General features: G+C 70.9%; 18 protein-coding genes and 1 pseudogene. 10 read left to right on the forward strand and 9 right to left on the reverse strand.

Going from position 1 to position 24503, the window contains the following annotated elements; translation table 11 throughout:
- Together BQ9890_RS01330 and pflA are read left to right on the forward strand one after the other, a co-directional pair.
- Positions 1-83 (forward strand): annotated as a pseudogene (locus BQ9890_RS01330) (autonomous glycyl radical cofactor GrcA2); the annotation flags it as partial.
- Positions 84-228: 145 nt separating this feature from the next.
- Positions 229-1104 (forward strand): pyruvate formate-lyase-activating protein, encoded by an 876-nt coding sequence (gene pflA, locus BQ9890_RS01335; RefSeq protein ID WP_075888750.1) that lies wholly within the window; start codon positions 229-231, stop codon positions 1102-1104.
- 223 nt (positions 1105-1327) lie between these two features.
- Here pflA and BQ9890_RS01340 read toward each other — a convergent pair whose 3' ends face one another.
- Positions 1328-1960, reverse strand: a complete 633-nt coding sequence (locus BQ9890_RS01340; RefSeq protein WP_075888752.1) for a peptide deformylase — start codon at positions 1958-1960, stop codon at positions 1328-1330.
- A 246-nt stretch (positions 1961-2206) separates the two neighbouring features.
- On the opposite strand from BQ9890_RS01340, the gene BQ9890_RS01345 reads away from it, so the two are divergent.
- Positions 2207-3979, forward strand: coding sequence for a pyruvate dehydrogenase (locus tag BQ9890_RS01345; RefSeq protein WP_075888754.1), 1773 nt, complete (start codon positions 2207-2209; stop codon positions 3977-3979).
- A gap of 113 nt (positions 3980-4092) precedes the next feature.
- Here the strand turns inward: BQ9890_RS01345 and BQ9890_RS01350 are convergent, their stop codons facing one another.
- The 4 genes from BQ9890_RS01350 to BQ9890_RS01365 all read right to left on the reverse strand — a co-directional run bounded on the left by BQ9890_RS01350 (position 4093) and on the right by BQ9890_RS01365 (position 8761).
- Entirely contained in the window at positions 4093-5715 is a 1623-nt protein-coding gene (locus BQ9890_RS01350) for an MFS transporter (RefSeq protein ID WP_230297762.1), read from the reverse strand.
- A 150-nt stretch (positions 5716-5865) separates the two neighbouring features.
- On the reverse strand, positions 5866-6495 hold the full coding sequence (locus BQ9890_RS01355; protein WP_078062145.1) for a rhomboid family intramembrane serine protease: 630 nt from the start codon (positions 6493-6495) through the stop codon (positions 5866-5868).
- 6 nt (positions 6496-6501) lie between these two features.
- Complete coding sequence (locus BQ9890_RS01360) at positions 6502-7860, reverse strand: C1 family peptidase (protein WP_075888756.1); 1359 nt, start codon at positions 7858-7860, stop codon at positions 6502-6504.
- A gap of 136 nt (positions 7861-7996) precedes the next feature.
- Positions 7997-8761, reverse strand: a complete 765-nt coding sequence (locus tag BQ9890_RS01365; RefSeq protein WP_075888758.1) for a gamma-glutamyl-gamma-aminobutyrate hydrolase family protein — start codon at positions 8759-8761, stop codon at positions 7997-7999.
- A 164-nt stretch (positions 8762-8925) separates the two neighbouring features.
- On the opposite strand from BQ9890_RS01365, the gene BQ9890_RS01370 reads away from it, so the two are divergent.
- From BQ9890_RS01370 to BQ9890_RS01390, 5 genes are all read left to right on the forward strand, one after another.
- Positions 8926-9834, forward strand: coding sequence for an aldose-1-epimerase (locus BQ9890_RS01370; RefSeq protein ID WP_075888760.1), 909 nt, complete (start codon positions 8926-8928; stop codon positions 9832-9834).
- Between the two features lie 453 nt (positions 9835-10287).
- A complete protein-coding gene (locus BQ9890_RS01375) occupies positions 10288-11931 on the forward strand; it encodes an ABC transporter substrate-binding protein (protein WP_075888762.1) in 1644 nt (547 codons plus the stop codon).
- A gap of 80 nt (positions 11932-12011) precedes the next feature.
- Positions 12012-13166, forward strand: coding sequence for an ABC transporter permease (locus BQ9890_RS01380; RefSeq protein WP_230297763.1), 1155 nt, complete (start codon positions 12012-12014; stop codon positions 13164-13166).
- On the forward strand, positions 13166-14353 hold the full coding sequence (locus BQ9890_RS01385) for an ABC transporter permease (RefSeq protein WP_230297764.1): 1188 nt from the start codon (positions 13166-13168) through the stop codon (positions 14351-14353). Before BQ9890_RS01380 ends, BQ9890_RS01385 begins: the two co-directional genes overlap by 1 nt.
- Positions 14346-16073 carry an ABC transporter ATP-binding protein gene (locus BQ9890_RS01390; protein WP_078062147.1) on the forward strand — a complete coding sequence of 576 codons (1728 nt, stop codon included), beginning with the start codon at positions 14346-14348 and terminating at the stop codon, positions 16071-16073. The genes BQ9890_RS01385 and BQ9890_RS01390 overlap by 8 nt, the downstream gene beginning before the upstream one ends.
- Before the next feature lie 205 nt (positions 16074-16278).
- On the opposite strand, the gene BQ9890_RS01395 is transcribed toward BQ9890_RS01390, so the two are convergent.
- The 3 genes from BQ9890_RS01395 to BQ9890_RS01405 all read right to left on the reverse strand — a co-directional run bounded on the left by BQ9890_RS01395 (position 16279) and on the right by BQ9890_RS01405 (position 18381).
- Entirely contained in the window at positions 16279-17445 is a 1167-nt protein-coding gene (locus BQ9890_RS01395; protein ID WP_143226195.1) for a hypothetical protein, read from the reverse strand.
- A gap of 87 nt (positions 17446-17532) precedes the next feature.
- A complete protein-coding gene (locus BQ9890_RS01400; RefSeq protein WP_195907601.1) occupies positions 17533-17709 on the reverse strand; it encodes a hypothetical protein in 177 nt (58 codons plus the stop codon).
- 174 nt (positions 17710-17883) lie between these two features.
- Positions 17884-18381 carry a GNAT family N-acetyltransferase gene (locus BQ9890_RS01405; RefSeq protein ID WP_078062149.1) on the reverse strand — a complete coding sequence of 166 codons (498 nt, stop codon included), beginning with the start codon at positions 18379-18381 and terminating at the stop codon, positions 17884-17886.
- 147 nt (positions 18382-18528) lie between these two features.
- On the opposite strand from BQ9890_RS01405, the gene BQ9890_RS01410 reads away from it, so the two are divergent.
- Positions 18529-20235 (forward strand): HNH endonuclease signature motif containing protein, encoded by a 1707-nt coding sequence (locus tag BQ9890_RS01410; RefSeq protein WP_075888768.1) that lies wholly within the window; start codon positions 18529-18531, stop codon positions 20233-20235.
- Positions 20236-20370: 135 nt separating this feature from the next.
- Positions 20371-23010: an ATP-dependent helicase HrpB gene (hrpB, locus tag BQ9890_RS01415; protein WP_075888770.1), complete on the forward strand. Its 2640-nt coding sequence runs from the start codon at positions 20371-20373 to the stop codon at positions 23008-23010.
- A 160-nt stretch (positions 23011-23170) separates the two neighbouring features.
- On the opposite strand, the gene BQ9890_RS01420 is transcribed toward hrpB, so the two are convergent.
- Complete coding sequence (locus BQ9890_RS01420) at positions 23171-24493, reverse strand: ABC transporter substrate-binding protein (protein ID WP_195907602.1); 1323 nt, start codon at positions 24491-24493, stop codon at positions 23171-23173.
- Positions 24494-24503 lie beyond the last annotated feature (10 nt).

The raw sequence follows: 24503 nt of genomic DNA on the forward strand, positions 1-24503 counted from the left end.
CCGGCTACGCGGTGAACTTCGTCAAGCTGACGCGTGAGCAGCAGCTGGACGTCCTCTCCCGCACGTTCCACCACAGCGCCTGAGGGCAGAGCCCCCGGTCTCTCCGGTGAGCGGCCGGTCGGGCCCCGTCCGCGGGTTCCCGACCGGCCGTCGCCTTCCCCACCTGCCCGGCCCCACCCCCCGCTGCCCCACCGGCCTTCTGCCCCCACACCTCCGAAAGGTCCCCCGATGCCCGTCGTCCCACTCGGCTCACCCGAGATGCTCGGTGACCAGGACTTCCTGGCCCCGGCCGCCCGTGTGTCCGGTGCGGGGACCGCCGGCCTGGCGGAGCTCACGGACCTGGAACGCTCGGACCGACTCGCGCGCATGCGTGAGGGCACGCTGGGTTCCGTCCACTCCTGGGAACTGGTCACTGCCGTGGACGGCCCGGGCACCCGGATGACGGTCTTCCTGGCGGGGTGTCCCCTGCGGTGCCTCTACTGCCACAACCCCGACACCATGGCGATGCGCAACGGGGAGCCCGTCGAGGTCGACGAGCTGCTGCGGCGCATCAGGCGCTACCGCAGGATCTTCCGCAACACGGGTGGTGGCATCACCCTCTCCGGCGGTGAGGTCCTCATGCAGCCCGCCTTCGCCGGTCGCCTCCTGCGCGGCGCGAAGGAGATGGGCGTCCACACCGCACTCGACACCTCCGGGTTCCTGGGGGCCGCCGCCACCGACCAGATGCTGGAGGACACCGACCTGGTCCTCCTCGACGTCAAGTCCGGCATCCCCGGGACGTACCGGAAGGTCACGGGCCGGGACCTGCAGCCCACCGTCGACTTCGGCGACAGGCTCGACGCCCGCGGCATCGAGATCTGGGTGCGCTTCGTCCTGGTGCCGGGTCTCACCGACGCACCCGGCAACATCGACGCGGTGGCCCGCATCGCCCAGCGCTGGGGCTCGATGTCGCGACTGGAGGTCCTCCCCTTCCACCAGATGGGGCGCGACAAGTGGGCCTCCCTGCACATGGACTACCAGTTGGCGGACACGCAGCCGCCCTCGATGGAGCAGGTCGACGAGGTCCGCGAGCGCTTCCGCTCCTTCGGACTCACCGTCCACTGACCCCTCCCCCGGCGAAGTCCGCTCACTTCTCGGGTCGAAGTCCGCTCACTTCCCACCTCGAAGTCCGCTCAGTTGGGGCCTCGAAGTCCGCCCTGTCGTACCCATGGGGTCCGCCCCGGTGGGCAGCCCGGGAGGCCGTCCCCTGCTCCGTCGTCCCGGAAGGCTCCGGGGTCACGGCCGCCACCCCCCTGCAGGATCGGCACTACACGTCGGGCCGCCCTCGTCACCCCCGGTCGGTCGGGGCGTGCTCCCCTGCGGCGGGCAGCCAGCTGTTCCCCGGCACGCCCCACCCCGCCTCGGCCACGACCTCCTGGGCCTGCTCCGCCCAGGGCTGTGCCAGTCGGTCGACGTAGAGCGTCCCGTCGAGGTGGTCGAACTCGTGCTGGAAGATGCGCGCCAGCCACCCCCAGGCCTCCACCCGCACCGGACCACCGTGGACGTCCACCCCGGTGAGCACCGCGTGCCCCGCGCGCACGAGGGGGAACTGGTGGCCGGGCACCGACAGGCACCCTTCCGACTCGCACTCCGGATCGGGCGCCCGCACGGGCACCGGGGTGACCAGCAGTTGGGGGTTCACCACGACGCCGGACCTGCCGACCCCGTCCTCGTGCAGGTCCACCGCCCCGGACCCTGCGTCGTAGCGGGCATCGAACGCGGACCCACCCCGGTACCCCCACACGAAGACCCGCAGTCCCTCCCCCACCTGTGGCCCGGCCAGGCCGACCCCGGGGGCGGCGGCCATGGTGTCGCGCATGTCGTGGACGAGGGCGTCCAGCGAGGAGTCGAACTCCGTGACCTCGCTGGCACGACGGTGCAGGACGGGGTCCCCGGTGATGCGGATGGGAAGGATTGCCATGGCCCCATGCTGCCACCGCGGCGTCCGCCCGGGCGCGCGCGGCCACCTGCGTCGGGCTGCGCGACCACACCGCGGATCTGTCCCCCGCGTCACCCTCCTGTGCCGCATCAGACGCCACGGGACCTTGGGCCCGCCCCACCCCCGGCGCTTACCATGGTGTCAGGGCTACGGCGCCGTGTTCCGGACCGCTGCGGCGGACGGCGCACGGGGCGGGCCCCGGAAGCTCCCGTCCAGGAAAGGACCATCATGGCCCCCGTGCAGGTCAGTGGCGACACGGTCGCCGACCACCTCGTCAACCAGCTCCTCGCCCTCGGAGTGAGGCGCATCTACGGCATCGTCGGCGACTCCCTGAACCCGATCGTCGACGCGGTGCGCCGTTCCAACAAGGACGGCAAGGGCATCCAGTGGATCCACGTCCGCCACGAGGAGTCCGCGGCCTTCGCCGCCGGCGCCGAGGCGGAGGCCACCGGCGAGCTCGCCGTGTGCGCAGGGTCCTGCGGCCCGGGGAACCTCCACCTCATCAATGGTCTCTACGACGCCAACCGCAACCGCGTCCCCGTGCTGGCCATCGCCTCCCACATCCCCTCGGTGCAGATCGGCACGCACTACTTCCAGGAGACGCATCCCGACCGCATCTTCAACGAGTGCTCGGTCTACAACGAGATGGTCACGAACCCGGCGCAGTTCCCTCGGGTCTTCGCCTCCGCCGTCCAGCACGCCTGGGGTGGCCCCGGCGTCTCGGTGATCTCCCTGCCCGGCGACACCTCCGCCTCCACCCTCGAGACGACCTACCCCATCGAGATCGTCCGCCCCGAGGCCCCGGTCGTCCTGCCCTCCCAGAAGTCCCTCCACGAGTTGGCCGACGCCATCAACTCCGCCAAGAAGGTGACGATCTTCGCCGGTGCGGGCACCAAGGGCGCCCATGACGAGGTCATCGCCCTGGCGGACCGCATCGCGGCCCCCGTCGGGCACTCCCTGCGCGGCAAGGAGTGGATCCAGTGGGACAACCCCTTCGACATCGGCATGTCCGGGCTGCTCGGCTACGGCTCCGCCCACCAGGCGATGTACGACTCCGACCTGCTGGTCCTCCTGGGCACCGACTTCCCCTACGACCAGTTCCTCCCCGAGGGTGTGCGCACCGCCCAGGTCGACATCCGCCCCGAGATCCTCGGGCGCCGCACGCGCCTGGACGTCGCCGTGGTCGGTGACGTCAAGGAGACCGCCAAGGCCCTCCTCCCCCTGATCGACGAGGGGCGCTCCCGCACCTTCCTCGACCAGATGGTGAAGAAGTTCGAGCGCTCCATGAAGAACGTCGTCGGCGCCTACAAGGGCAAGTCGGCGGCGAGCATGAAGCCCCTGCACCCGGAGTTTGTCGCGGACATCCTCTCCGCGGTAGCCCCCGAGGACGCCGCCTTCACCGTCGACACCGGCATGGGCAATGTCTGGGCCGCACGCTACCTGCGCATGAACGGCAAGCGCCGCATCGTCGGTTCCTTCCTCCACGGATCCATGGCCAACGCCCTGCCCCAGGCCATCGGCCTCGCCGCGGCAGAGCCGGACCGTCCCGTCATCACGATGTCGGGGGACGGCGGCCTCTCGATGCTCCTGGGCGAGCTCATCACCGTGAAGAACTACAACCTCAACGTCAAGGTCGTCGTGTTCAACAACGCCTCCCTGGGCATGGTGAAGCTGGAGATGCTGGTCAACGGCCTCCCCTCCTTCGGCACCGAGTCCGAGGACGTCGACTACTCCGCCCTCGGCAACGCGCTGGGCATCCCCTCGGTCCGCATCGAGGAACCGGGCGACGTGGAGGACGTGCTGCGCCGCGAGCTCAACCGCCCCGGCCCGGGACTCATCGAGTGCATGACCGATCCGCGCGCCCTGTCCCTGCCCCCGTCGATCACCGCCGACCAGGTCACCGGCTTCGCCCGGGCCATGAGTAAGGAGGTCCTGGGCGGAGGCCTCGGCGAGGTCGTCTCCATGGCGCGCTCCAACCTGCGCAACATCCCGCTGCCCTGACCACTCCCGGTCAGACCTGACCGGGGTGCTCCGCACCGTTCCCCCCGTCCGCGCCGCGAGGCCGGGCGGGGGGAACCTCTGTCTCCGTGTCGGCACCGACGAGGGCGGCGCCCTCAGGCTGCCGAGGGGGTGCGACGGCGTGCGTCGACCAGCGCGACCGTCAGGGAGACCAGCAGCAGGACCACGGTGACCGCCATGGACACACCCATCGCGCGCGAGTGCACGGCGAGGTCACCGACCGGAGCCGCGCCGATCACCGTGAAGAAGACCGAGGTCATCAGTGCCAGACCCACCGTCGCGCCGAGACGCTGGAGGGTCTGGAGGAGTCCGGAGGCCGTGCCCGACAGGTCACGGGGCACGTCGGCCAGGGTGAGCGCCTGGTTCGGTGAGATGACCAGCCCCGAACCGGCACCGGCCAGGGCGAGGAGGCCGGAGACCAGCCAGACCGCCCAGTGCTGGGTGGACAGGAGCTCGACGACCGCGATGATCGCCCCGATGGCCACCAGCATGGTGGCGAGGCCGAGCACGACCAACCTGCGCCCCATGCGGTTGACCAGGCGGCCCGACCGCGCCGAGGTGACGGCTGATGCGAGGGCGAAGGGGATCTGCGCGAGTCCCGCCTCCCAGGCGGGCATCCCGGCACCCTGCTGGAAGTAGAGGGTCGTGACGATGAAGATCCCGGTGAAGCCCGCGAAATAGGCCGACCCGAGGCCCGCTCCGAGCACGAAGCCCGGGTTGCGCACCAGGGCGCCGGGAAGGACTGCGGACTCACCACGACTGTCCTGCTGGCGTTCCCAGACGGTCAGCAGCACCAACAGCAGTGCGGCGACCCCGACCGTCCACCACGGAGCTCCCGCCAGCCCGCGTTCGTTCTCGGACGCGCTGATGAAGGGCCACATGAGGGCCAGCACGATCGCGGCGATCAGGAGAAGACCCACCCCGTCGAGACCCAGTCCGTGCGACGGCGCGGAGTCGGGACGGGCCGCGGCGCGCTCGGCACGCGCCGCACGCGACGCCTCGTCCACGCCGCGCAGACGCCGCCAAGCCAGGGGGATGACCACCATCCCGATGGGCACGTTGATGAGGAAGACGGAGCGCCAGCCGTACTCGGGCCCGAGAGCCGAGACGAGCAGACCACCCAGCGCCGGACCGACGGCCGTCGAGACCCCGACGGTCATGCCGAAGAAGCCGAAGGCGCGCGCCCGGGCGGGGCCGCGGAACAGTTCCTGGATGAGCGCGATGACCTGTGGGTTGAGGATGCCGGCGAAGAGCCCCTGGACGATGCGGGTGAGGGCCAGAGCGCCGGCGTCCGTGGCGAGACCGCAGGCCGCGGAGGCCAGGACGAACCCCGTGAGCCCCACGAGGAACATGGTCCGCCTGCCCACGAGGTCGCCGATGCGACCCGCCGGCACCAGTGAGAGCCCGAAGGCCAGGGAGTAGCCCGCCACGATCCACTGGATCTGGGAGGGCCCCGCCCCCAGGCCGGACTCGATGGAGGGCAGTGCGACGTTGACGATCGAGACGTCCAGCAGGGTCATGAAGCCGGCGGCTAGGACGACGATGAAGGCGGACCACGGCGAGGCGGCGGGAGCAGTGGCAGCGTCGCCGCGCGCCCCGGGCACCGGGCGGGAAGCGGACGCGGGCACGCCGGAGGCGGACGCGGCGCTGGAGGGGGAGTCTGACGCAGGTGTCGCCCGGGGGTCGGTGGCACCGGGCTGGGGATCGGGAGAGGTCACCCGCTCAGGATCGCAGACAAGAGGGGCTGCGCGCCTGTGGGAGCGCCCCGATCGGGGGGCCGTGCCCGGCCGGCCCGGCGCACGGCGCCCCGGAACCCGCGGAACCACGGGCCCGGGAGGCCCACCGCGTGTCCCCGTGTGAGCAAGGGATCAGCGCGCGCGCTCGTTCCCCGCCCCGGTCAGCGCGGCCAGTGACCCACCCAGGGCACCCCCCAGGTGCATCTGCCACGAGACCGACGGCCCGGCATTGACGATCCCGGCCACCATCACGCCCCCGTAGACGGAGACCACCACCGCGGCGACCGCCACGTCGGCCAGGCGCCTGGTCCAGCTCCCGGTGCCGGGGACGAAGGCGCGGACCACCAGGTACGCGAAGAGTCCGAAGACCAGACCCGAGGCGCCGACGATCACGGTGCCGGCCGGGGTGAGCAGCCAGGCCACAGCGGCACCGAGTACCGCGGACCAGGCAATGACCTGCCAGAAGGCACGGTGCCCGTGCACGCACACCAGGATCCCCAGCACCAGCATCGGCACGGAGTTGCCGACGATGTGGGAGAGGCTGGCGTGCAGCAGCGGTGCCGTCACCACGCCGTACCACGCGTGCGGGTCACGGGCGACCAGACCGTGGGACACCCAGTCCCCGGGCAGGAACACCTCGCAGGCGAACACCGCCCACATGAGCGCCAGGAGCGTCAGCACGGGGGCTGGTCCGCGCGGTTCGTCGCGTCGAGGCGCGCCCACGGGTCCCCCCGCGGCCGGAAAATCCTGGTACTCGCTCATCCCACCTCAGGCCAGTGTCCCCATGGGGTCCCAGGCCGGCAGTGCCAGGGGTTCCTCGGTGAGGGCCGGGCGCAGGTCCTCGGGCAGGGCGTCCACGCGCACGACCACCTCGAAGACGTACTCGCTGAACCAGGCGTCGTCCATGGTGAAGAAGCCCTTGTCCCCGGGCTCCTCCCCCCAGGAGTTCTCCACACGCCACCGCCGCGGGGTCCCGTCCACCAGGTCGACACCGGTGAAGAGCATGGCGTGGTTCATCGCGGACTCACCGGAGATGACGCGCTGTTCCTTGGTGGTCGCCAGGTCGACACCGAACAAGCCGGAGTAGTCGTGCAGCTCCCCGACGAGCAGCCCGGTGGTGCGGTCGGCCTGCTTCGAGACATCCGCCCCGAACCAGACGGGCTCCCCCGAGGTCAGGGCGTCGGCAGCCAGTCGCTTGATGGTGTCCATGGGGGCGTTGACGTAGCGGATGGGCTGCCCGCCCACGACATTGCCCAGGTGTTCGACGGTGAGCGCACGCCCCTTGGGGTGGGCGGGTCGGGGATCGTCGACCAGGCACACGTACTGCGTGAGGTCGAGGTCGACGTGGCGGTCCAGGAACTCCAGTGGGGTCAGCGTGCCCTCGCGGTGGAAGACGCCCTCGTCGTCGCGCCACTCCCAGTCGAAGGTGGCGGGCGGCTCGCCCAGGCAGATGACCAGGATGCGCCAGACCTCGGCCAGGACCTGGTCGGTGGCGACGCGGACGTCCTCCTGCGTGGCTCCCCCGTTCACCAGGTCACGCACCTCCAGGGCGCTGCGGCGCAGGAGGACCTGGAGCTGGGTGTTCATGCGGTGCGTGTTGGAGGAGGGCTCGGTCTCCGGCATGGCCTCCTTCGGCACGACCCCGTGCTTGAGGTAGACGGACACGGCCATGTCCCACTGCCCGCCGTCCCCGAGCACCTCGGCCAGCATGAACTGCACGAGGCGGGAGTCCAGGGGTTCCCCGGCGGTCGCGACGACGTCCTGGAGGAAGAAGTTGGCGCGCTCGAACTTGTCCCAGAACATCGCATGGTTCTGGGAGAACTCGAAGTCCTTGACCCCCAGGTCGGCCCGGGCACTGGCACGCAGCAGGTTGAGGGAGGAGAAGAGCCAGCAGCGGCCGGACTTCTTCTGGGCGGTCACCTTCCAGTCGTCGAGGCGCTCCGACATGACCGTGGGGGTGCCCACGACGCGTTCGCGGGACAGCGCGGAGGCGTCGACACCGGAAGTGGTCACGGCGTTCATGGCCAGACGCAGCGCCCGGTCCCATGGATCGGTGGTGCGCAGGTGGTCGACCACCGCCTCCGTGATCGCTGCTGGGGTGTGTCCCGGATCGCTGGTCGCTGTCATGGGCGGTGTCCTCCTGTGGTCGGTGGGACGCCTCCGTGGTGGGCGTCCGCACCGATGCTACGCCGCGCGGGTACGAGGGCGACTCCCGCATCCGCTCCTGTGGCGGACGGGCCCGGGGCTGGGGTGGTGTGGGGACTCAGGCGGCGCTGTGTGCCAGGCGGGGGGCCGCCTGCAGGGCACGCGCCTCGTCGAGGTGGGTGAGCAGCGCGTCGAGCGCGCGGTGGTCGGCCTCCGGGTCCTCCGGGTGCCACTGGACACCGATCACGGGTGCGGAACGGTGCTCGACGGCCTCGATGACACCATCGGGCGCGTGGGCGACGACCTCCAGGCCGTCCCCCACCTGTTCCACGCACTGGTGGTGGGCGGAGTGGACCTCCAGGTCGACCAGTTCGCCCAGGGCCGCGGCCAGGTGCGAGGACGGGTCGATGTCGACACCGTGACGCGCGAAGTGGTGGTCCTGCATGAGCGTCGCGCTGCGGTGCCCCGGCTGGTTCATGTCCTGGACCAGGGTGCCCCCCATGGCGACATTGATGACCTGCATGCCCCGGCAGATGCCCAGCAGGGGGATGTTCTCCTCCACCGCGAGGCGCACCAGGGCCATCTGACCGGCATCCGCGCGAGGCCAGTGGGCACCCTCGTGGGGGTAGTCGGGGGTGCCGCCGTACCAGCGGGGGTCGACGTCGTCGCCTCCCATGATGAGGATGGCGTCGGCGTGGCGCGCACGGGAGACGGCTCCCTCGGGACCATCGAGCTGTGCCCACTCGCGCATGACGTTCCAGTGCGGCGTGGAGGCACGGGTCAGCGAGTCCCACAGCATGGCGGAGAAGGCCTCGTAGAGGGGGTCCGCCTCGTGCCGGGGCACGATGTTCGAGATCAGCAACGTGGGTCGACGGGCTCTCATGCCTCCGACCTTGCCACGCCCGGGCGACGAGATGCCAGTATGGTCCATCACATGGGCACGTATGGCTTCGGCAAAGTCCCCCGTCGGAGCGGTTCACTGCAGCGAAGATCACTACGATGGCCGGGGCGGCGACGGTGTCGCACTGCACATGGGAGGGGACCGGGATGGCGGACCACATGTCCGGATCAGAGGTGGCGATCACGGCGGGTGACTACCGCGCCCGCGTGGTCACCGTCGGCGCGGGACTGGCCGGCCTGACCCTGGGGGGACACGACCTGGTCCTCCCCCACTCCGTGGACGAGGTCCCGCCGGCGTGGAAGGGGAAGGTGCTGCTCCCCTGGCCGAACAGGATCACCGAGGGCCGCTACACGTGGCAGGGGGAACACCTGGAGGTCCCCGTCAACGAGCACGCGACGGGCGCGGCCCTGCACGGACTCATGGGATGGGCGGAGTGGGAGGTCGTGGGGACGGGCGCGGACCACGTGGTGCTGGAGGCCTTCGTCGCCCCGCGCTACGGCTATCCCTGGCCCCTGCGGGCACGTGTCTCGTACTCACTGGATGCCGCCACCGGACTGCGTGTCGACATCACGGCCACGAATGTGGGCACGTCGACCGCACCCTACGGGTCCTCCTCCCACCCCTTCCTCACCCTCGACCGGGCAGTGGTGGACGGGTGCGAACTCACGGTGCCCGCCGGGCAGGTGCTTGAGGTGGACGAGGTCCTGGCCCCGGTGGCGCTGCGCGACGTCGCCAGCCTGGGTCTGGACCTGCGCACACCGGTGGTGCTCGGGGACCGCTCGGTGGACCACGCATTCACCGGCCTGCCCGAGGGTGGGTGGACGGTCACGCTGCGGGACCCCTCGACCGGTGCGGCCGTGGGGATCACCTCGGACGCGCCCTGGGTGCAGGTCTACTCCGGGGAGCTCGTGGGCCGTCGCGGCGTGGCGGTGGAGCCCATGACCTGCGCGCCCGACGCCTTCAACTCCGGCATGGGACTCGTCGAGCTGGAGCCGGGGCAGTCCCACACCCTGACCTACACGGTGACCGGTTCACCCAGCCCCTCCCCCCGCTGACCCCACCCCACCCCGCCGAAGTCCGCTCTGTTCTCGGCTCGAAGTCCGCTCTGTTCTGGGCTCGAAGTCCGCTCTGTTCTCGGCTCGAAGTCCGCTCTGTTCTGGGCTCGAAGTCCGCTCCGTTGAGGGCTCGAAGTCCGCTCACTTCTCGCCTCGGATTCCGCACCGTCGTCCCGGGCGCAATCGGCCGCCCTCGTCGAACCGTGCAGGTGAACGATGCAGGTGAGCGGACCTCTCGCTCCGAACTGAGCGGACTTCGTGGCCCGAACTGAGCGGACTTCGACCCCAGAAGTGAGCGGACTTCGGCGCTGGAGGAGGGGTGCGGGTGACGCAGCACACCATCTCGTATGGTGACCAAATCACAGTCTTGCCGACTCTTGAAGCGATCATGACCCACATGCGTGTGGGCCAGCCCACCGCACACGAAGTCCCGTCCCATCAAGGAGCGTGTGCATGTCCATCCCCAAGTCCCGTGCGGCGGTCGGCGCGATCGCCGGCCTGTCCGCCCTCGCACTCCTCGCAGGGTGCTCGTCCGGCTCGTCCACCGAGTCCGGAGCCTCCGGAGAGTCCGGATCGGCCGCTGGTGGCGGTGGTGACATCGTCATCGGCACCACCGACTCCGTGACCAGCCTCGATCCCGCCGGCTCCTACGACAACGGCTCCTTCGCCGTCCAGATCCAGGTCTTCCCCTTCCTGCTCGATGCCCCCCAGGGTTCCTCCGACGTGGCCCCGGACATCGCCGAGAGCGCGGAGTTCACCGCCCCCACCGAGTACACCGTCAAGCTCAAGCCGGGACTCAAGTGGGCCAACGGCCACGACCTCACCTCCTCGGACGTCAAGTTCACCTTCGACCGTCAGCTCAAGATCGCCGATGACAACGGCCCCTCCTCGCTGCTGGCGAACCTCGACTCGGTGGAGGCGCCCGACGACACGACCGTCGTCTTCCACCTCAAGAGCGAGAACGACCAGACCTTCCCGCAGGTCCTGTCCTCCCCCGCCGGCCCGATCGTCGACGAGGAGGTCTTCTCCCCCGACGCCCTGACCCCGGCTGCGGACATCGTCTCCGCGAACGCCTTCGGTGGCCAGTACGTGATCACGGCCTACCAGGACAACCAGACCATCGCCTATGAGCCCAACCCCAGCTATGGCGGGGACCGGGAGCCCGCGTCCAACGACTCGGTGACCGTGTCCTACTACGCGGACTCCTCCAACCTGAAGCTCGCCGTCCAGGAGGGTGACATCGACGTCGCGTACCGCTCGCTCAGCGCGACCGACGTCTCCGACCTCAAGACCAATGACGCGGTCAAGGTCCTCACCGGCCCCGGTGGCGAGATCCGCTACATCGTCTTCAACTTCGACACCCAGCCCTACGGCGCGACCACTGCGGACGCCGACGAGGCCAAGGCCCTGGCCGTGCGCCAGGCGGTGGCCGACCTCATCGACCGCGACCAGCTGGCCGACCAGGTCTTCAAGGGCACCTACACTCCCCTCTACTCCTACGTCCCCGAAGGCCTGACCGGCGCCAACGAGTCCCTCAAGGGCCTCTACGGTGACGGCAACGGCGGACCCGACGCCGACAAGGCGAAGAGCACCCTGGAGGACGCAGGGGTCACGACGCCTGTCGAGCTGAATCTCCAGTACACGCCCGAGCACTACGGTCCCTCCTCCGGTGACGAGTACGCGCTGATCAAGTCCCAGCTGGAGGACTCGGGCCTGTTCACCGTCAACCTGCAGTCCACCGAGTGGGTCCAGTACGCCAAGGACCGCACCGCCGACGTCTACCCCGCCTACCAGCTCGGCTGGTTCCCGGACTACTCGGACGCGGACAACTACCTGACCCCGTTCTTCCTCGACGGTGGGTTCCTCAAGAACCACTACTCGAACACGGACGTCGACGAGCTGATCAAGGCCCAGCTGGTGGAGGGCGATGCGGACAAGCGCGCCGACCTCATCGGCCAGATCCAGGACGAGGTCGCCAAGGACCTCTCCACCGTGCCCTTCCTGCAGGGGTCCCAGGTCGCCGTGACCGGGAAGGACGTCCAGGGCGTCAACCTGGACGCCTCCTTCAAGTTCTACTACGCGACGATCTCGAAGTGAGTTCCCGGGAGGTGGGGGCGGACCGGTCCGCCCCCACCTCCCGCCTCTCCCTCGTCGACACCATGTGAGGACCCCGGGACATGTCCAGCCCTGACAGACCAGCACAACCAGCGATGGCCACCGACGTCGTGGCCGATCCGAACTCCCCGTCGCCGGGGGGCGGCACTCCCACCGCGAAAGCGTCCTCGACGGCCACCCGCGCCAGGAAAGGGTCCGGAGCACTGTGGCGCTACATCGTCACCCGCTTCCTGCTGATCATCCCCACCGTCTTCATCCTCATCACCCTGGTGTTCTTCCTCATGCACACCATCGGTGACCCCATCACCGCCTCCCTGGGCGGGCGTCTCCCCGCCGACCAGCTCGCGGAACGCATCCACGCCGCCGGCTACGACCGTCCCGTCATCGTCCAGTACGGCGACTACCTCGCGGACCTCCTGCGCGGGGACTTCGGGACCTCCCTCTCCGACAACCGCCCGGTCACCGAGATCATCACCACCTACGGCACGGCCACCCTGGAACTGAGCCTGTACGCCCTCCTCGTGGCCTTCGTCGTCGGCATCCCGCTGGGCATGGTCGCCGCCTACGTGCGCGACCATTGGGGCGACGCCGTCCTGCGTGTCTTCGCGATCCTGTGCTACGCCACCCCGGTGTTCTTCTCCGGCCTCCTGCTCAAGCTGCTCTTCGGCGTCTGGTGGAAGATCCTCCCGGTCAGCGGACGCGCGGCCACGCGCACCGAGCTCCGCCTCTCCACCATGGACGGGGGCACCGGCATCTACCTCATCGACGCGATCAAGTCCGGCGACACGGCTGCCCTGGGGGACGTCCTCGCCCACGCGGTGCTCCCCGGGCTGACGCTCGGACTGATGACCGCCGGTGTCTTCCTGCGCCTGGTGCGCACGAACATGATCTCCACCCTCCACGCCGACTACGTCGACGCGGCCCGCTCCCGCGGGGTCTCGGAGTACCGCCTGGTCCGCAAGCACGCCTACAAACCGGCCCTCATCCCCATCATCACCGTCGTCGGCATGCAGATCGCGATGCTGCTGTCGGGCGCGGTGCTCACGGAGACGACCTTCGAGTGGAAGGGCCTCGGATTCCAACTCGCGAAGTACCTGACGGCACGCGACTTCGTCGCCGTCCAGGGGATCGTGGCCCTCCTCGCCGTCGTCGTCGCGATCACCAACTTCCTCGTCGACATCATCGCCGCCCTGATCGACCCGCGAGTGAGGTACTGATGACGCCCGCACAGACCGGCCGCGCGGACAACGCGTCGCCCTCGTCCACCCCCTCCCCCACGGCCCCCACGGCCCCCACGCAGCGCCCCTTCCGGCGCAACCTGTGGAACCGGGTACCCTTCCACGACCAGGTCGCCCAGTCCGTGGGGCTGCAACGCGGCATGCTCGTCACGGGCCTGGTCATCCTTGCCGTCTTCGTGCTCACCGCTGCGTTCGCGCCGCTGCTCGCGCCCTACGGCTACGCCCAGCTCAGCGACGCCGGCGGACACTTCGGCGCGCAGCAGCCGCCATCCGCAGCCCACCTGCTGGGTACCACGGTGTCCGGCTACGACGTCCTCTCGCGCGTCATCTGGGGGTCGCGCACGGCGCTGTACATGGTGCTCGCCGGCATCGTCCTCTCCCTCTTCGTCGGCGTCACACTGGGTCTGGTCTCGGGCTACTTCGGCGGCTGGATGGACCGAGTCCTGGTCGTCGTCACCGACGCGATCTACGCCTTCCCCTCCCTGCTGCTGGCCATCGTCATGTCGATCGTCATCAGCGGCGGGCAGTCGGGCCTGTGGAGCGGCATCCTGGCCGCGGCGTTCTCGATCACCGTCGTCTTCATCCCGGAGTACTTCCGTGTCGTGCGCGCCGAGGTGCTGCGCGTCAAGGCCGAGGCCTTCGTGGAGTCGGCCCGCGTCATCGGGGCCTCGAACACCCGCATCATGGTGCGCCACGTGCTGAAGAACTCGACGCGCACCCTGCCCCTGATCCTCACCCTCAACGCCTCGGAGTCGATCCTCACCCTGGCTGGCCTCGGCTTCCTGGGCTTCGGCATCGAACCGACCGAGGCCGCCGAATGGGGCTTCGACCTCAACAAGTCCATCTCGGACGTCGCGGCGGGCATCTGGTGGACCTCGGTGTGGCCGGGCCTGGCCATCGTGCTCGTGGTCCTCGGCCTGACGCTGGTGGGCGAGTCCCTCAACGACCTCTCCGACCCGCGCCTGCGGACCCGGCGCCGGGCAGTGCGCTCCGACGTGCGCGGCGCGGTCGCGACCGGGACCGACCTCGACGAGTCCGGGGTGCCCGTCGCGCCGGGCGTGCCGATCGCGGAGGACTGGATCCCCGACGAGGGCGACCCCCTGTCGGTCCAGGGGATCGACGAGGCCGGGACAGCGGACCTGCGGAAGGACCAGGACGATGAGTGAGAACAAGGAGTCACGCCCCTCCGAGCAGTCCCGGGGCGGGGAGACGACATCGGGCGCACCCGTGGTCTCCATCCGCGACCTCGACGTGCACTTCGCGGTGGACGCCGGCAGTGTCGAGGCCGTCTCCGACGTCACCCTGGACATCGCCCGGGGGTCCATCCTGGCGATCGTCGGTGAGTCGGGTTCCGGCAAGACGGTGACGTCGAAGTCGATCCTGGGCCTGCTGCCCGAGACCGCCACCGCGGAGGGCGCCATCCTGCTGCAGCACCGCGCGGACGGCACCATGCGTGACGTGGTCACCATGTCCGCCCACCAGCTGCGGGAGATCCGCGGGGCGGACGCGGCGATGGTCTTCCAGGAGCCGTCCTCCGTGCTCAACCCCGTCCACACGATCGGCTGGCAGATCGCGGAGGGACTGCGCGCCCACGGCAAGTACTCCCGCCGGGCCGCCAAGGCACGTGCCATCGAGTACCTGGAACTGGTGGGCATCCCCGACGCCCGTGAACGTGTGGACTACTACCCGCACCAGTTCTCGGGCGGGCAGAAGCAGCGCATCGTCATCGCCATGGCGTTGGCGCTGAACCCCGGGCTGATCATCGCCGACGAGCCGACCACGGCCCTGGACGTCACCGTCCAGGCGGAGATCCTGGACCTGCTGCGCCGCTGCCGCGACGAGTTCGGCGCCACCGTGCTGCTGATCACCCACAACATGGGGGTCGTGGCGGACCTGGCGGACGAGGTCGCGGTCATGCACCACGGCCGCATCATCGAGCAGGCCCCGGTGCGTGAGCTCTTCGCCCACCCGCGCGAACCCTGGACACAGACCCTGCTGGCCGCCGTTCCCCGGATCGGCCAGGAGGCGCCCCGTCAGCTGCCGCCCGAGGCATCGGGTGAACCACTGGTCTTGGCGCGCGAGATGTCCATCGAGTTCCCGGGGCGGATGGGCAAGCCCGCGTTCCGGGCGGTGGACGGCATCGACTTCGAGATCCGGCCCGGGGAGGTGCTGGGGCTGGTGGGCGAGTCCGGTTCCGGCAAGACCACCACCGGGCGGGCCATCGCGGGTCTCCAACGCATCCACTCGGGGTCCCTGCGGGTCATGGGCCACGAGATGCGCGACTTCAAGGAGCGACAGTTCCGCCCCCTGCGCCGCGACATCGGCTTCGTCTTCCAGGACCCGGGGACCAGCTTCAACCCGCACCTGACGATCGCCCAGTGCATCGCGGAGCCGTTGGTCGTGCACAAGGTGTTCGCGAACTCCCTGGAGGCGCGGGCACGGGTGGACGAGTTGCTGGAGGCCGTCCAGCTCAAGGCCTCCTTCGGGGACCGCTACCCCCACGAGCTCTCCGGCGGCCAGCGTCAGCGCGCCTCCCTCGCCCGGGCCCTGGCCCTGGACCCGAAGCTGCTCATCGCCGACGAACCGACCTCCGCCCTGGACGTCTCGGTGCAGGCGCGTGTGCTGCGCCTCTTCCGCGAGCTCCAGGAGGAGCTGCACTTCGCCTGCCTGTTCATCACCCACGACCTGGCCGTCGTGGACCTGGTGGCCCACGAGGTGGCGGTGCTCTACAAGGGGCGGATCGTGGAGAAGGGGATCACCCGGCAGGTGCTCACCGAACCGCACGACCCCTACACGCAGCGCCTCATCGCCTCCCTGCCGGTGCCCGACCCGGTCGAGCAGGCGGCCCGGCGCGAGGAGTTCCTCAAGGTCTCCGGCCTGGCCTGAGCGAGGCGGTCGACGCACCTCCACCCCACAACCGCCGAAGTCCGCTCAGTTCGGGGGTCGAAGTCCGCTCAGTTCGGGGGTCGAAGTCCGCCCTCGTCATCGACGAGGGCGGCCACCGTGACCCGGGTCGGTCCCTGAGGTCATGGATCCCGTCCACCCCCCGACGGCACCACCATCGCCCGACCCCCGCGCGCCGGTCCCCCGCTCACGTCCCCCTGTGCCAGGCCTCCGCACCACCGGAGTGCCCGGACTGCTCCCGCCGCCACTCCACGACCTCATCCTCGGGCCCGACGTCACACAGCCAGAAGGTCCGGTCCGGGTCCCAGCCCGCGATGACGCTCGCGCGGTCTTCTCCCAGGTCGAGCGCCCTCCCCGCCGACGACAGCCAGGCGGACACCGTCAGGTGGACCGCGTCCCACTCCAGTCCCACCGCACGCCAGTCAGGGATCACCCAGTGCCCGACCCAGTCGGTGAACTGACTCCAGCAGCAGCGCCTGGACCACGTGACGTCCAGGGGGTGGCTCCGGCACAGGTCGACCCAGTCGGCCTCGCCGTGGATCTCCAGGACCCGGGCGCCCGCGGGGATCGCGACGGGCTGTGTGAGCACGGGGTCCGGATCCATCGAGTCCTCGACGCACCAGAGCCCGAACGGAGAGCCCCCCGGGACCGCGCGCGTCGTGCTCGTCAGCTCGAAGCCCGCGATGGACCACCAGGACCCGCCGATGTCCTCTCCCGGATGCTCGTCGTACCACGTCCGGAACCATTGCTCACTCGGCTCGACACCCGCCCGCCACTCGTCCAGGACCTCGCGGACGTCCCTCTCCGGGAACAGGGGCCGCTCCCCGATCTCGACGAAGGTCTGGGCCCACTGCGCGTCCCGGTCGATGCCGGAGTCCCACCACGCGGCGGCCGGGGAGGAGAGGATCGTCTCGGCCACGCGCAGCAGTGGTCCGCGCAGCTCGGGGAGCGCGGCGGACAGGTCCTGCCCATCCGGGGGCTGCCAGTACGTGGCGAAGGCCGTTGTGTCTGCGAGAGCACGCAGCGTCTGCACCGAGTCCGGTTCCTGCAGGGAGACGCGCTCCAGGACCTCGGCCAACTCCGTCGACGAGGGCGGACACGTGTCCGCCGCCCGGTGTGCCGCCCTGCGTGCTTGCACCCTCGCAAGGGGACCCGGGAGCCACCACCGGCGCTCGACTGCGACGAGCATCGCGGCGGTCCCCGGATCAGCCGCTCGGTCGGTCGCCACCAAGGCCGTGATCAGCGGGTGTTCGTCCTCGACGCCCCGGGAGAGTTCCTCGCACCTGCGCGCCCACTCCAGGCACAGCCGCCGCCCACGCGGGCCGGCGAGCAGCTCCTCAGGCGTCATCGTCATGTCCTGACCCTACCGCCCCGGCCACGAGGGCGGCGGCGCCCTCGTCAACCGTCCACGAGGGCGCACCGCTGCGCTCCCGCGCTCCCCTCACCGCCCCTCTTCCTCGGGGGAGACCGCTGCGGGACCGGTCCCCGAGTACCACCCGTGCGGGCCGACCTCCCGCCCCAGACGGGGCACGTAGTGGTCGAAGTACACCAAGGCGGCGGGGTCGAGGAGCTCCGGGGGCCGCGCCCCGCCGGGGGTGACGACGACCCCAACCCGCACTCCCGCACCTGCACCTGCACCTGCACCTGCACCTGCACCCGAGAGTGTGTCCGCGCGGGCGGCGAGCCACACACCGTCCGCCGTGCGGATGCGGACGTAGGGGGCACGGTCCGCCTGACCGGCTGTGTGCCCCTGCGCTCGTTCCGTCCATGCGTGTCACATGGCCCGGGTCGATCAATCGATGACGTCGACGAACCCGAGATGACGGTACAGACGCACCGCCCGCTGGTTGGAAGCGCCCACCCACAGGCGGATCGACTGGTGTCCGGAAGCGGAGAGGGCCCGGCATGTCCGGGCGATGAGCCCTGAGGCCGTGCCTCGGCCGCAGTGGTCAGGGTCAACGAACACGAAGGCGACGAATGGGGTGCCGTCATCCTCCTGCGCGGTCAGAATGGCGCCCGTCGGGAGGGCGTTCTCGTCGATGGCCAGGAACGATGCCTCCGGCATCCACTCCCCGTACCGTCCGCGCATCGTGGCGCGCAGGATGTCGATGGTGTCCTGCAGGTTCTCGCCCTCGTCATCGGGCGTCCCTCGGTACGCCGCCAACATGAGAGGGGCCAACTCCTCCGGTGGAGGAAGCGGTGTGAACCCAGCGATCTCCCTGCTGGCGCCGGGCAGGTCCCGGACGTCGGTCGAGCGATGAAGGTGGAGACGCGCCGGTGCCTCACTCATGGACCTCAGCGTACGTGCCGCGGACCGTCAGGGGAGGCCGGGTCCCGTGACGCGGAATCACTCCGGGTGCCCGTCATCCTGTCCACAGGCGTGACCCCCGCTGGTGGGCCCGATCCCAGATGCACATGGTCCCTGTCACGATGAGTCATGGACGCAACGACGGCACCCGGAGCGGGCGCAGCCCAGGAGGAGCTGCTCACCGCATTGCGCCGCCTCCAGGAGGCGGCGCGCGACGGCGTCGTGCCCGAGGTGCTCGACGACGACGATCTGCTGACCCTGCTGGCCGACGCCGAGGCAGTGGGTCGGCTCGTCGACGGCCTGCGTGTCCTGGGTGCGGGCGAGGTCGCGGAGAGGTCACGGCCCTCCCTCGGCGAGGAAAAGCTCTCGGCCCGTCGGGGGTGCCGCACCCCCGGTGAGCTCGTGGAGCGCGTCACCCGTGTCTCGGGGGCCACGGCACGGAAGCGGATCCGCGCAGCCGCCCCCTTCCGGGTCGCCACGTCCCTGTCGGGGGAACTCCTCCCCGCACGATTCCCGCTGCTGCGCCGCGGCGTGGAGACAGGCGTCCTGTCGATGGATGCGGCCGAGGTCATCGTCCAGGCACTGGGGCCCGCCCTGGACCACGGCGCCACTCGCGCCGACGTTGCGGCGGCCGAGGTCGCCCTGGTCTCCTGCGCGACGGGTCAGGACGTCACTGGCCAGGACGCCGCCGTACCGCACGACACGGCACAGGACCCACCCGACGGGGACTCCCGGCCTCCTGCTCTGCCCGCTGACGACATCGCGGTGATGGCGAACGCCTGGGGCCTGGCCCTGGACCCCGACGGCGCCCTGCCCGACGAGAAGTCAGGGCTGGGGAGGCGCGGGCTGACACTGGGACGCGAGCGCGGTGGAACGGTCCCCCTCAGGGCGGAGCTCCTGCCCGAGGTCGCAGCGCAACTCCAGCGCCTCGTCGATGCCTACCTCAATCCCCGGGTGGACGCGGACACCGGTCCTGCCAGCGGCGGCCCCTCCCCCGTGCAGGGTCAGGTCGCGACCTCTACCAGCGACGCGATCTCCCCCGGTGGGACGAACCCATCCGGCGCCACGACCGCGCACGGACACGTCCTGGACGAGGAAGCACCCCGGGACCACCGCACTCCCGCCCAGCGTCGTCACGATGCCCTCGCCGGTGTCCTCACCATCGCCGCGTCGCACGAAGACGCGCCGCGCCTGGGTGGGTCGGCACCGACGCTGGTCGTCACTGCCAGCGTCGACCAACTCTCGGATCCCTCCGGTGTCGCCTTCCTCCAGGGAGCCGACGATCCCACCCGCTCGGCGGTCGGCTCCCATGTCGCACGCCACACGGGCTGTTCGGGAGCCGTGCAGAAGGTTCTCCTGGGTGGAGGTGGCGCCATCCTCGGGCTCACCAGCCCGCAGCGCATCTTCACCTCTCACCAGCGGCGTGCGATCGCACTGCGGGATGGGGAGTGCGTGATCCCCGGCTGTCACGTGCCCTCGACCTGGTGCGAGGTCCACCATGTCCACGAGCACGCCGACGGCGGGCCGACCGACACGTCCAACGGCGTCCTCCTCTGTTGGTTCCACCACCGCAGCCTCGACAGGTCCGGATGGAGGATCGAGATGAGGGAAGGACTGCCGTGGGTGCGCCCCCCGGCATGGATTGATCCGTTCGTGCGGTGGAGACCAGCCCGACCGGCGGCGGACGTGCACAGACATGTGCTCCGGACGGGCACGCGCAGCAGGGACGGGACGAGAGCACGTGGGCCGACCCGGCGTGCGACCAACGCAGGCGCGACGGTCGCGGAACGAGTCCTCCTCCGTGGTCGGGACACGGGTCCACCCGCGCCCGGGTGACCGCATCGAAGGACCGGACAACCACAGGTGGCCGACTGGGCAACCGCAGGGGACGGACCGGGCAATGCAGGCAGAACACCCTGCGGCACCCCGCTGCCGCTTCGGGTGCGCCACCCCGGCTGGGATACTGGTCCCATGCCCCGCCGCGTCGACCAGGAACCGGACCACTGTGTCGGCAGTCCGACCGGTGACGCCCTCGTACGCCTCCTCCGGCACCCGCCGGACCTGCCCGTGGTCGCGGTGCTCGACCGCATCACGTCCGCAGCCGGCCCCGGAGCCGCCCTCGTCCTCACCGCGCCCCCGGGCACCGTCAAGACGACCCTGCTCCCCCCGGCCCTCGCGGTCGCGCTGCCCACCACCCGCGTCCTGGTCACCCAGCCACGCCGCGTCGCCGTGCGCGCCGCAGCCCGGCGCATCGCCGCGCTGCTCCACGAACCGGTCGGCGCCACCGTCGGCTACTCCGTGCGCGGGGACTCCCGCACCTCCCCTGCCACCCGCATCGAGATGGTCACCCCCGGTGTCCTCCTGCGCCGCCTCCAACGCGACCCCGACCTCCCGGGCGTCGGTGCCGTCGTCCTCGACGAGTTCCACGAACGCCAGGTCGACACCGACCTCGCCCTCGCCCTGCTGCTCGACGTGCGCACGGCCCTTCGGGAGGACCTCGTGCTGGCGGTCACCTCGGCGACCCTGGAGGCCGCGCGCACCAGCACCCTCATCGGCACCGCCATCGGCACCACCCCCGCACTCGTCGACGTCCCCGCCCGCCTCCACCCCCTCGAGATGCGCTGGGCCACTCCCCCGCGCGGCGCCGAACCCCTGGGCGTCTCCCCCGCCACGGGCGGCGTCATCGTGCGCCGGGAGTTCCTCGGGCACGTCGCACGCACCATCGAGCGCACGCTGGACTCCACCACCGGCGACGTCCTGGTCTTCCTCCCGGGCGCCCGGGAGGTCGACCAGGTCCGCCGCTCCCTCTCCGCCACCACGGCCGAGGTCCTCACCCTCCACGGCTCACTGAGCGCCGCCGAACAGGACCGGGTCCTCTCCGGACCCGGCCCCCGCCGCCGGGTCGTGCTCTCCACGGCAGTGGCCGAGTCGTCGCTGACGGTGCCCGGTGTGCGGGTCGTGGTGGATGCCTGCCTGTCGCGTGAACCCCGCACGGATGTCGCCCGCGGTGTCCCCATGCTGGTCACCGTCCAGGCATCCCGTGCCCGCTGCGAGCAGCGTGCCGGGCGCGCCGCTCGCCTGGGACCCGGCACGGCCGTCCGCTGCACCTTCGAGGCCGACTGGGCGCGGCGCCCGGCACAGTCACTGCCCGAGATCGCCACGGCCGATCTCACCGACGCACTCCTCCAGTGCGCGGTGTGGGGCAACCCGGGCATGTCCGGCCTGCCGCTCCTCGGGGTTCCCCCCGCGGGTGCACTCTCCGCCGCCGCGGAGCGCCTGCACGGCCTCGGCGCCATCGACGAGGGCGGCCGCGCGACTCCGTTGGGACGCGAACTCGCGGCCCTCCCACTGGACCCGCCCCTCGCCCGCGCACTCGTCGATGCGGCTCCACGGATCGGGGCGAAGCGCGCGGGGCGTTTCGTGGCTCTCCTGGGGGAGGACGCCCGGGTGCCGGGTGCGGACCTCGCCTCCCTCTCGCGTGCTCTCAAGCGGGGGGACGGGGACGCCACCCTGCGCCACCGGGTGCACGACCAGGCCGGACGCCTGACCCGGCTCCTCCACGGTCTCCCGGGCACTGGCGCCCGCGGGAGGGACGACGGACGCGCGGACGACGACCCCATCGACTGCCACCTCGGCGACGAGGACGCCCTGGCCCTGGTCGTCGCCCTCGCCCAACCGGGCTGGATCGCGAGACGCCGCCCGGGCACGGACCGCTACCTCCTGGCCGACGGCCTCGGCGCCGCCCTGCCCCCGGGGAGTCCCCTGACCGGCCAGGAATGGCTCGCGCTGGCCCAGGTCCAACGCGGCGCGGGGCGGGCCGACGGGGTCATCCGCGCGGCGGTCCCCATCGCTGCCGAGGACGCCGAGCACGCCGGGGCCGCCCTCGTCCACGAGGAGACACGGGCGGAGCTGCGGGGAGGAAGGATACGGGCCCGCACCGTCACGCTGCTCGGGGCGATCGAGCTGAAGGAACGTGAGCTCCCTCGTGTGCCCAGAGCCGCCGGGACGCAGGTCCTCGCCGATGCGCTGCGCCGGGAAGGTCTCGACCTGCTGCCCTGGAGCGATGCGGCGCGGTCGCTCCGCGAGCGCCTGGCAGTCCTGCACGAGGCCCTCGGGGCGCCCTGGCCCGATGTCTCCGACGAGGCCCTGACCGAGCACCTCGACACCTGGTTGGGCGCGGACCTCCTCCGCCTGTCCCGGGGAGGTGCCCTGCGCGGTGTCGACACCCTGGGAGGGCTGCGTACGCTCCTGCCCTGGCCCGAGGCCGCCCGCCTGGACGAGCTCGCACCGGAGCGCATGCAGGTGCCCACCGGAGGAACCCGCACCCTGGACTGGTCCAGCGGTCGCCCGGTGCTCTCGCTGCGCGTGCAGGAGGCGTTCGGGTGGGTGGACACCCCGCGCGTGGCCGGCGGGCGCGTGCCGGTGGTGCTGCACCTGCTGGACCCGGCAGGCCGGCCGGTCGCGGTGACCTCCGACCTTGCATCCTTCTGGGCGGGGCCGTACGCGCAGGTGCGCGCCCAGCTGCGCGGGCGCTACCCCCGCCACCCCTGGCCGGCGGATCCCCTGGGCGCGGAACCGACCTCCCGGGCGAAGCCGCGCACGCGGCGCTGAGCAGCAGGTGCGCAGCGGCGAGGACGACGCCCACGAGGGCAACGCCTCACCGCCACCACGGACACCTGACACCGCCACCGCACCGTGGTGGTGCGGAGGCGGGGTCAGGAACAGACCATGACGGACTCCGGGGAGAACCCTGCGGATCCCGTCGGGACGACTACTTCTCCAGCACGCTCTTGAGGTCCCGGTCGTAGAGGGTCTGCATCTCGTCGGCGACACCCTCCATGGTGGAGGCGGGGTCGGCATTCTGGGTGAGGATCCTCGTCAGACCGCCCGACAGGGCGAGGTCGCCACCGGGCAGCAGCACTCGGCCGAAGTCCTGGACCCGTGCACGTTCCAGCTGGTCGACCGCGACCTCGAACTCGGGCTGCTCGGAGTAGACGGAGGACATGTCGACGTCCTTCTGGACCGGCAGGTAGCCGGTGGCGCCGGAGAAGGTCGCCGTCGAAGTGGCATTCGTGAGGAAGGTGGCCAGCATGGCTGCGGCCTTCTGTCGTTCCGGCGAGGACTTCGACGCGATCGCGATGCCCGCACCGCCCGTCGGAACGACATTGTCCTCACCAGAGGGACCCGTGGGGAGGAACCCGACCCCGACATCGAAGCTCGCCGTGTCCAGCGTGTCGCTGAGGGCACCGGTGGAGGCGATGACCTGGCTCGCACCGCCGGCCGCGAAGTCCGTCTGGGGTGCGGTGGAGACCACTGCGGCCCAGCCGTCCTTCACCGCGTCCTGGGCGAAGGTCAGCGCCTTGATGGTGTCCTCGCTGTGGGCCGCGGAGAAGTCCCACTCGTTGCTCCATGCCCCACCGTAGGACCACACCAGGTTGGCCATGGTCCAGGCCGGGTACTCGGCCTCGGGCGGGAAACCGAAGGCCGTGGCGTGCCCGGCCTCCTTGAGCTTGAGGGAGTACTCCTTGACCTGGTCCCAGGTCGTCGGCGCCTCCTCGGGGAGCCCGGCGTCCTTGTAGTGCTCCTTGTTGAAGTAGAACAACGGGGTCGATCGCGCATAGGGCAGTGCGAAGTGGCTGCCGTCGTAGAGGTAGTCCTCGTAGAGGGCATCGACGTAGGAGCCCGGATCGACGTCGACGGCACCGAGGAGCTCGTCGACGGGGGTGATGGAACCGGCGAGGTAGGCGTTGAACCAGTTGGCGTCGGAGAGGACGACGAGATCCCCCTGGTCACCACTGGTCTGGGCCGTCTGGAATCGCTGGGAGACCTCCGCGTAGTTGGCCCCGGCGGTCACGAGATCGACCTTGATACCACTCTCCTGCTCGAACTTGGCGACCAGCTCCTTCTCCACGTCGAGGGAACCTCCGGGGTGGTTCGTCCAGAAGGTGATCTCCTTCGCGGGTTCGACCGAGTCCCAGTCCACGGCCTCGGTGGAACCGGATTCCCCGGAGGCCGCACCGCCCCCGTCGACGGTGGGGCCACCACAGGCTCCCAGCGCCAGGGCCGCAACTCCTGCGGCCGCCACTGCGGCCATCGGTCGTGCT

It is taken from the genome of Actinomyces provencensis, assembly GCF_900155435.1.
GTDB lineage: Bacteria > Actinomycetota > Actinomycetes > Actinomycetales > Actinomycetaceae > Pauljensenia > Pauljensenia provencensis.

Coding starts and splice junctions, on each gene's coding strand:
- BQ9890_RS01365 (WP_075888758.1), bottom strand. CDS start 8,761: ATGAGAGCCCGTCGACCCACGTTGCTGATCTCGAACATCGTGCCCCGG.
- hrpB (WP_075888770.1), top strand. CDS start 20,371: ATGCCCCGCCGCGTCGACCAGGAACCGGACCACTGTGTCGGCAGTCCG.
- BQ9890_RS01380 (WP_230297763.1), top strand. CDS start 12,012: ATGTCCAGCCCTGACAGACCAGCACAACCAGCGATGGCCACCGACGTC.
- BQ9890_RS01395 (WP_143226195.1), bottom strand. CDS start 17,445: ATGACGATGACGCCTGAGGAGCTGCTCGCCGGCCCGCGTGGGCGGCGG.
- BQ9890_RS01420 (WP_195907602.1), bottom strand. CDS start 24,493: ATGGCCGCAGTGGCGGCCGCAGGAGTTGCGGCCCTGGCGCTGGGAGCC.
- BQ9890_RS01385 (WP_230297764.1), top strand. CDS start 13,166: ATGACGCCCGCACAGACCGGCCGCGCGGACAACGCGTCGCCCTCGTCC.
- BQ9890_RS01390 (WP_078062147.1), top strand. CDS start 14,346: ATGAGTGAGAACAAGGAGTCACGCCCCTCCGAGCAGTCCCGGGGCGGG.
- BQ9890_RS01355 (WP_078062145.1), bottom strand. CDS start 6,495: ATGAGCGAGTACCAGGATTTTCCGGCCGCGGGGGGACCCGTGGGCGCG.
- BQ9890_RS01370 (WP_075888760.1), top strand. CDS start 8,926: ATGGCGGACCACATGTCCGGATCAGAGGTGGCGATCACGGCGGGTGAC.
- BQ9890_RS01360 (WP_075888756.1), bottom strand. CDS start 7,860: ATGACAGCGACCAGCGATCCGGGACACACCCCAGCAGCGATCACGGAG.
- BQ9890_RS01375 (WP_075888762.1), top strand. CDS start 10,288: ATGTCCATCCCCAAGTCCCGTGCGGCGGTCGGCGCGATCGCCGGCCTG.
- BQ9890_RS01340 (WP_075888752.1), bottom strand. CDS start 1,960: ATGGCAATCCTTCCCATCCGCATCACCGGGGACCCCGTCCTGCACCGT.
- BQ9890_RS01405 (WP_078062149.1), bottom strand. CDS start 18,381: ATGAGTGAGGCACCGGCGCGTCTCCACCTTCATCGCTCGACCGACGTC.
- pflA (WP_075888750.1), top strand. CDS start 229: ATGCCCGTCGTCCCACTCGGCTCACCCGAGATGCTCGGTGACCAGGAC.
- BQ9890_RS01410 (WP_075888768.1), top strand. CDS start 18,529: ATGGACGCAACGACGGCACCCGGAGCGGGCGCAGCCCAGGAGGAGCTG.
- BQ9890_RS01345 (WP_075888754.1), top strand. CDS start 2,207: ATGGCCCCCGTGCAGGTCAGTGGCGACACGGTCGCCGACCACCTCGTC.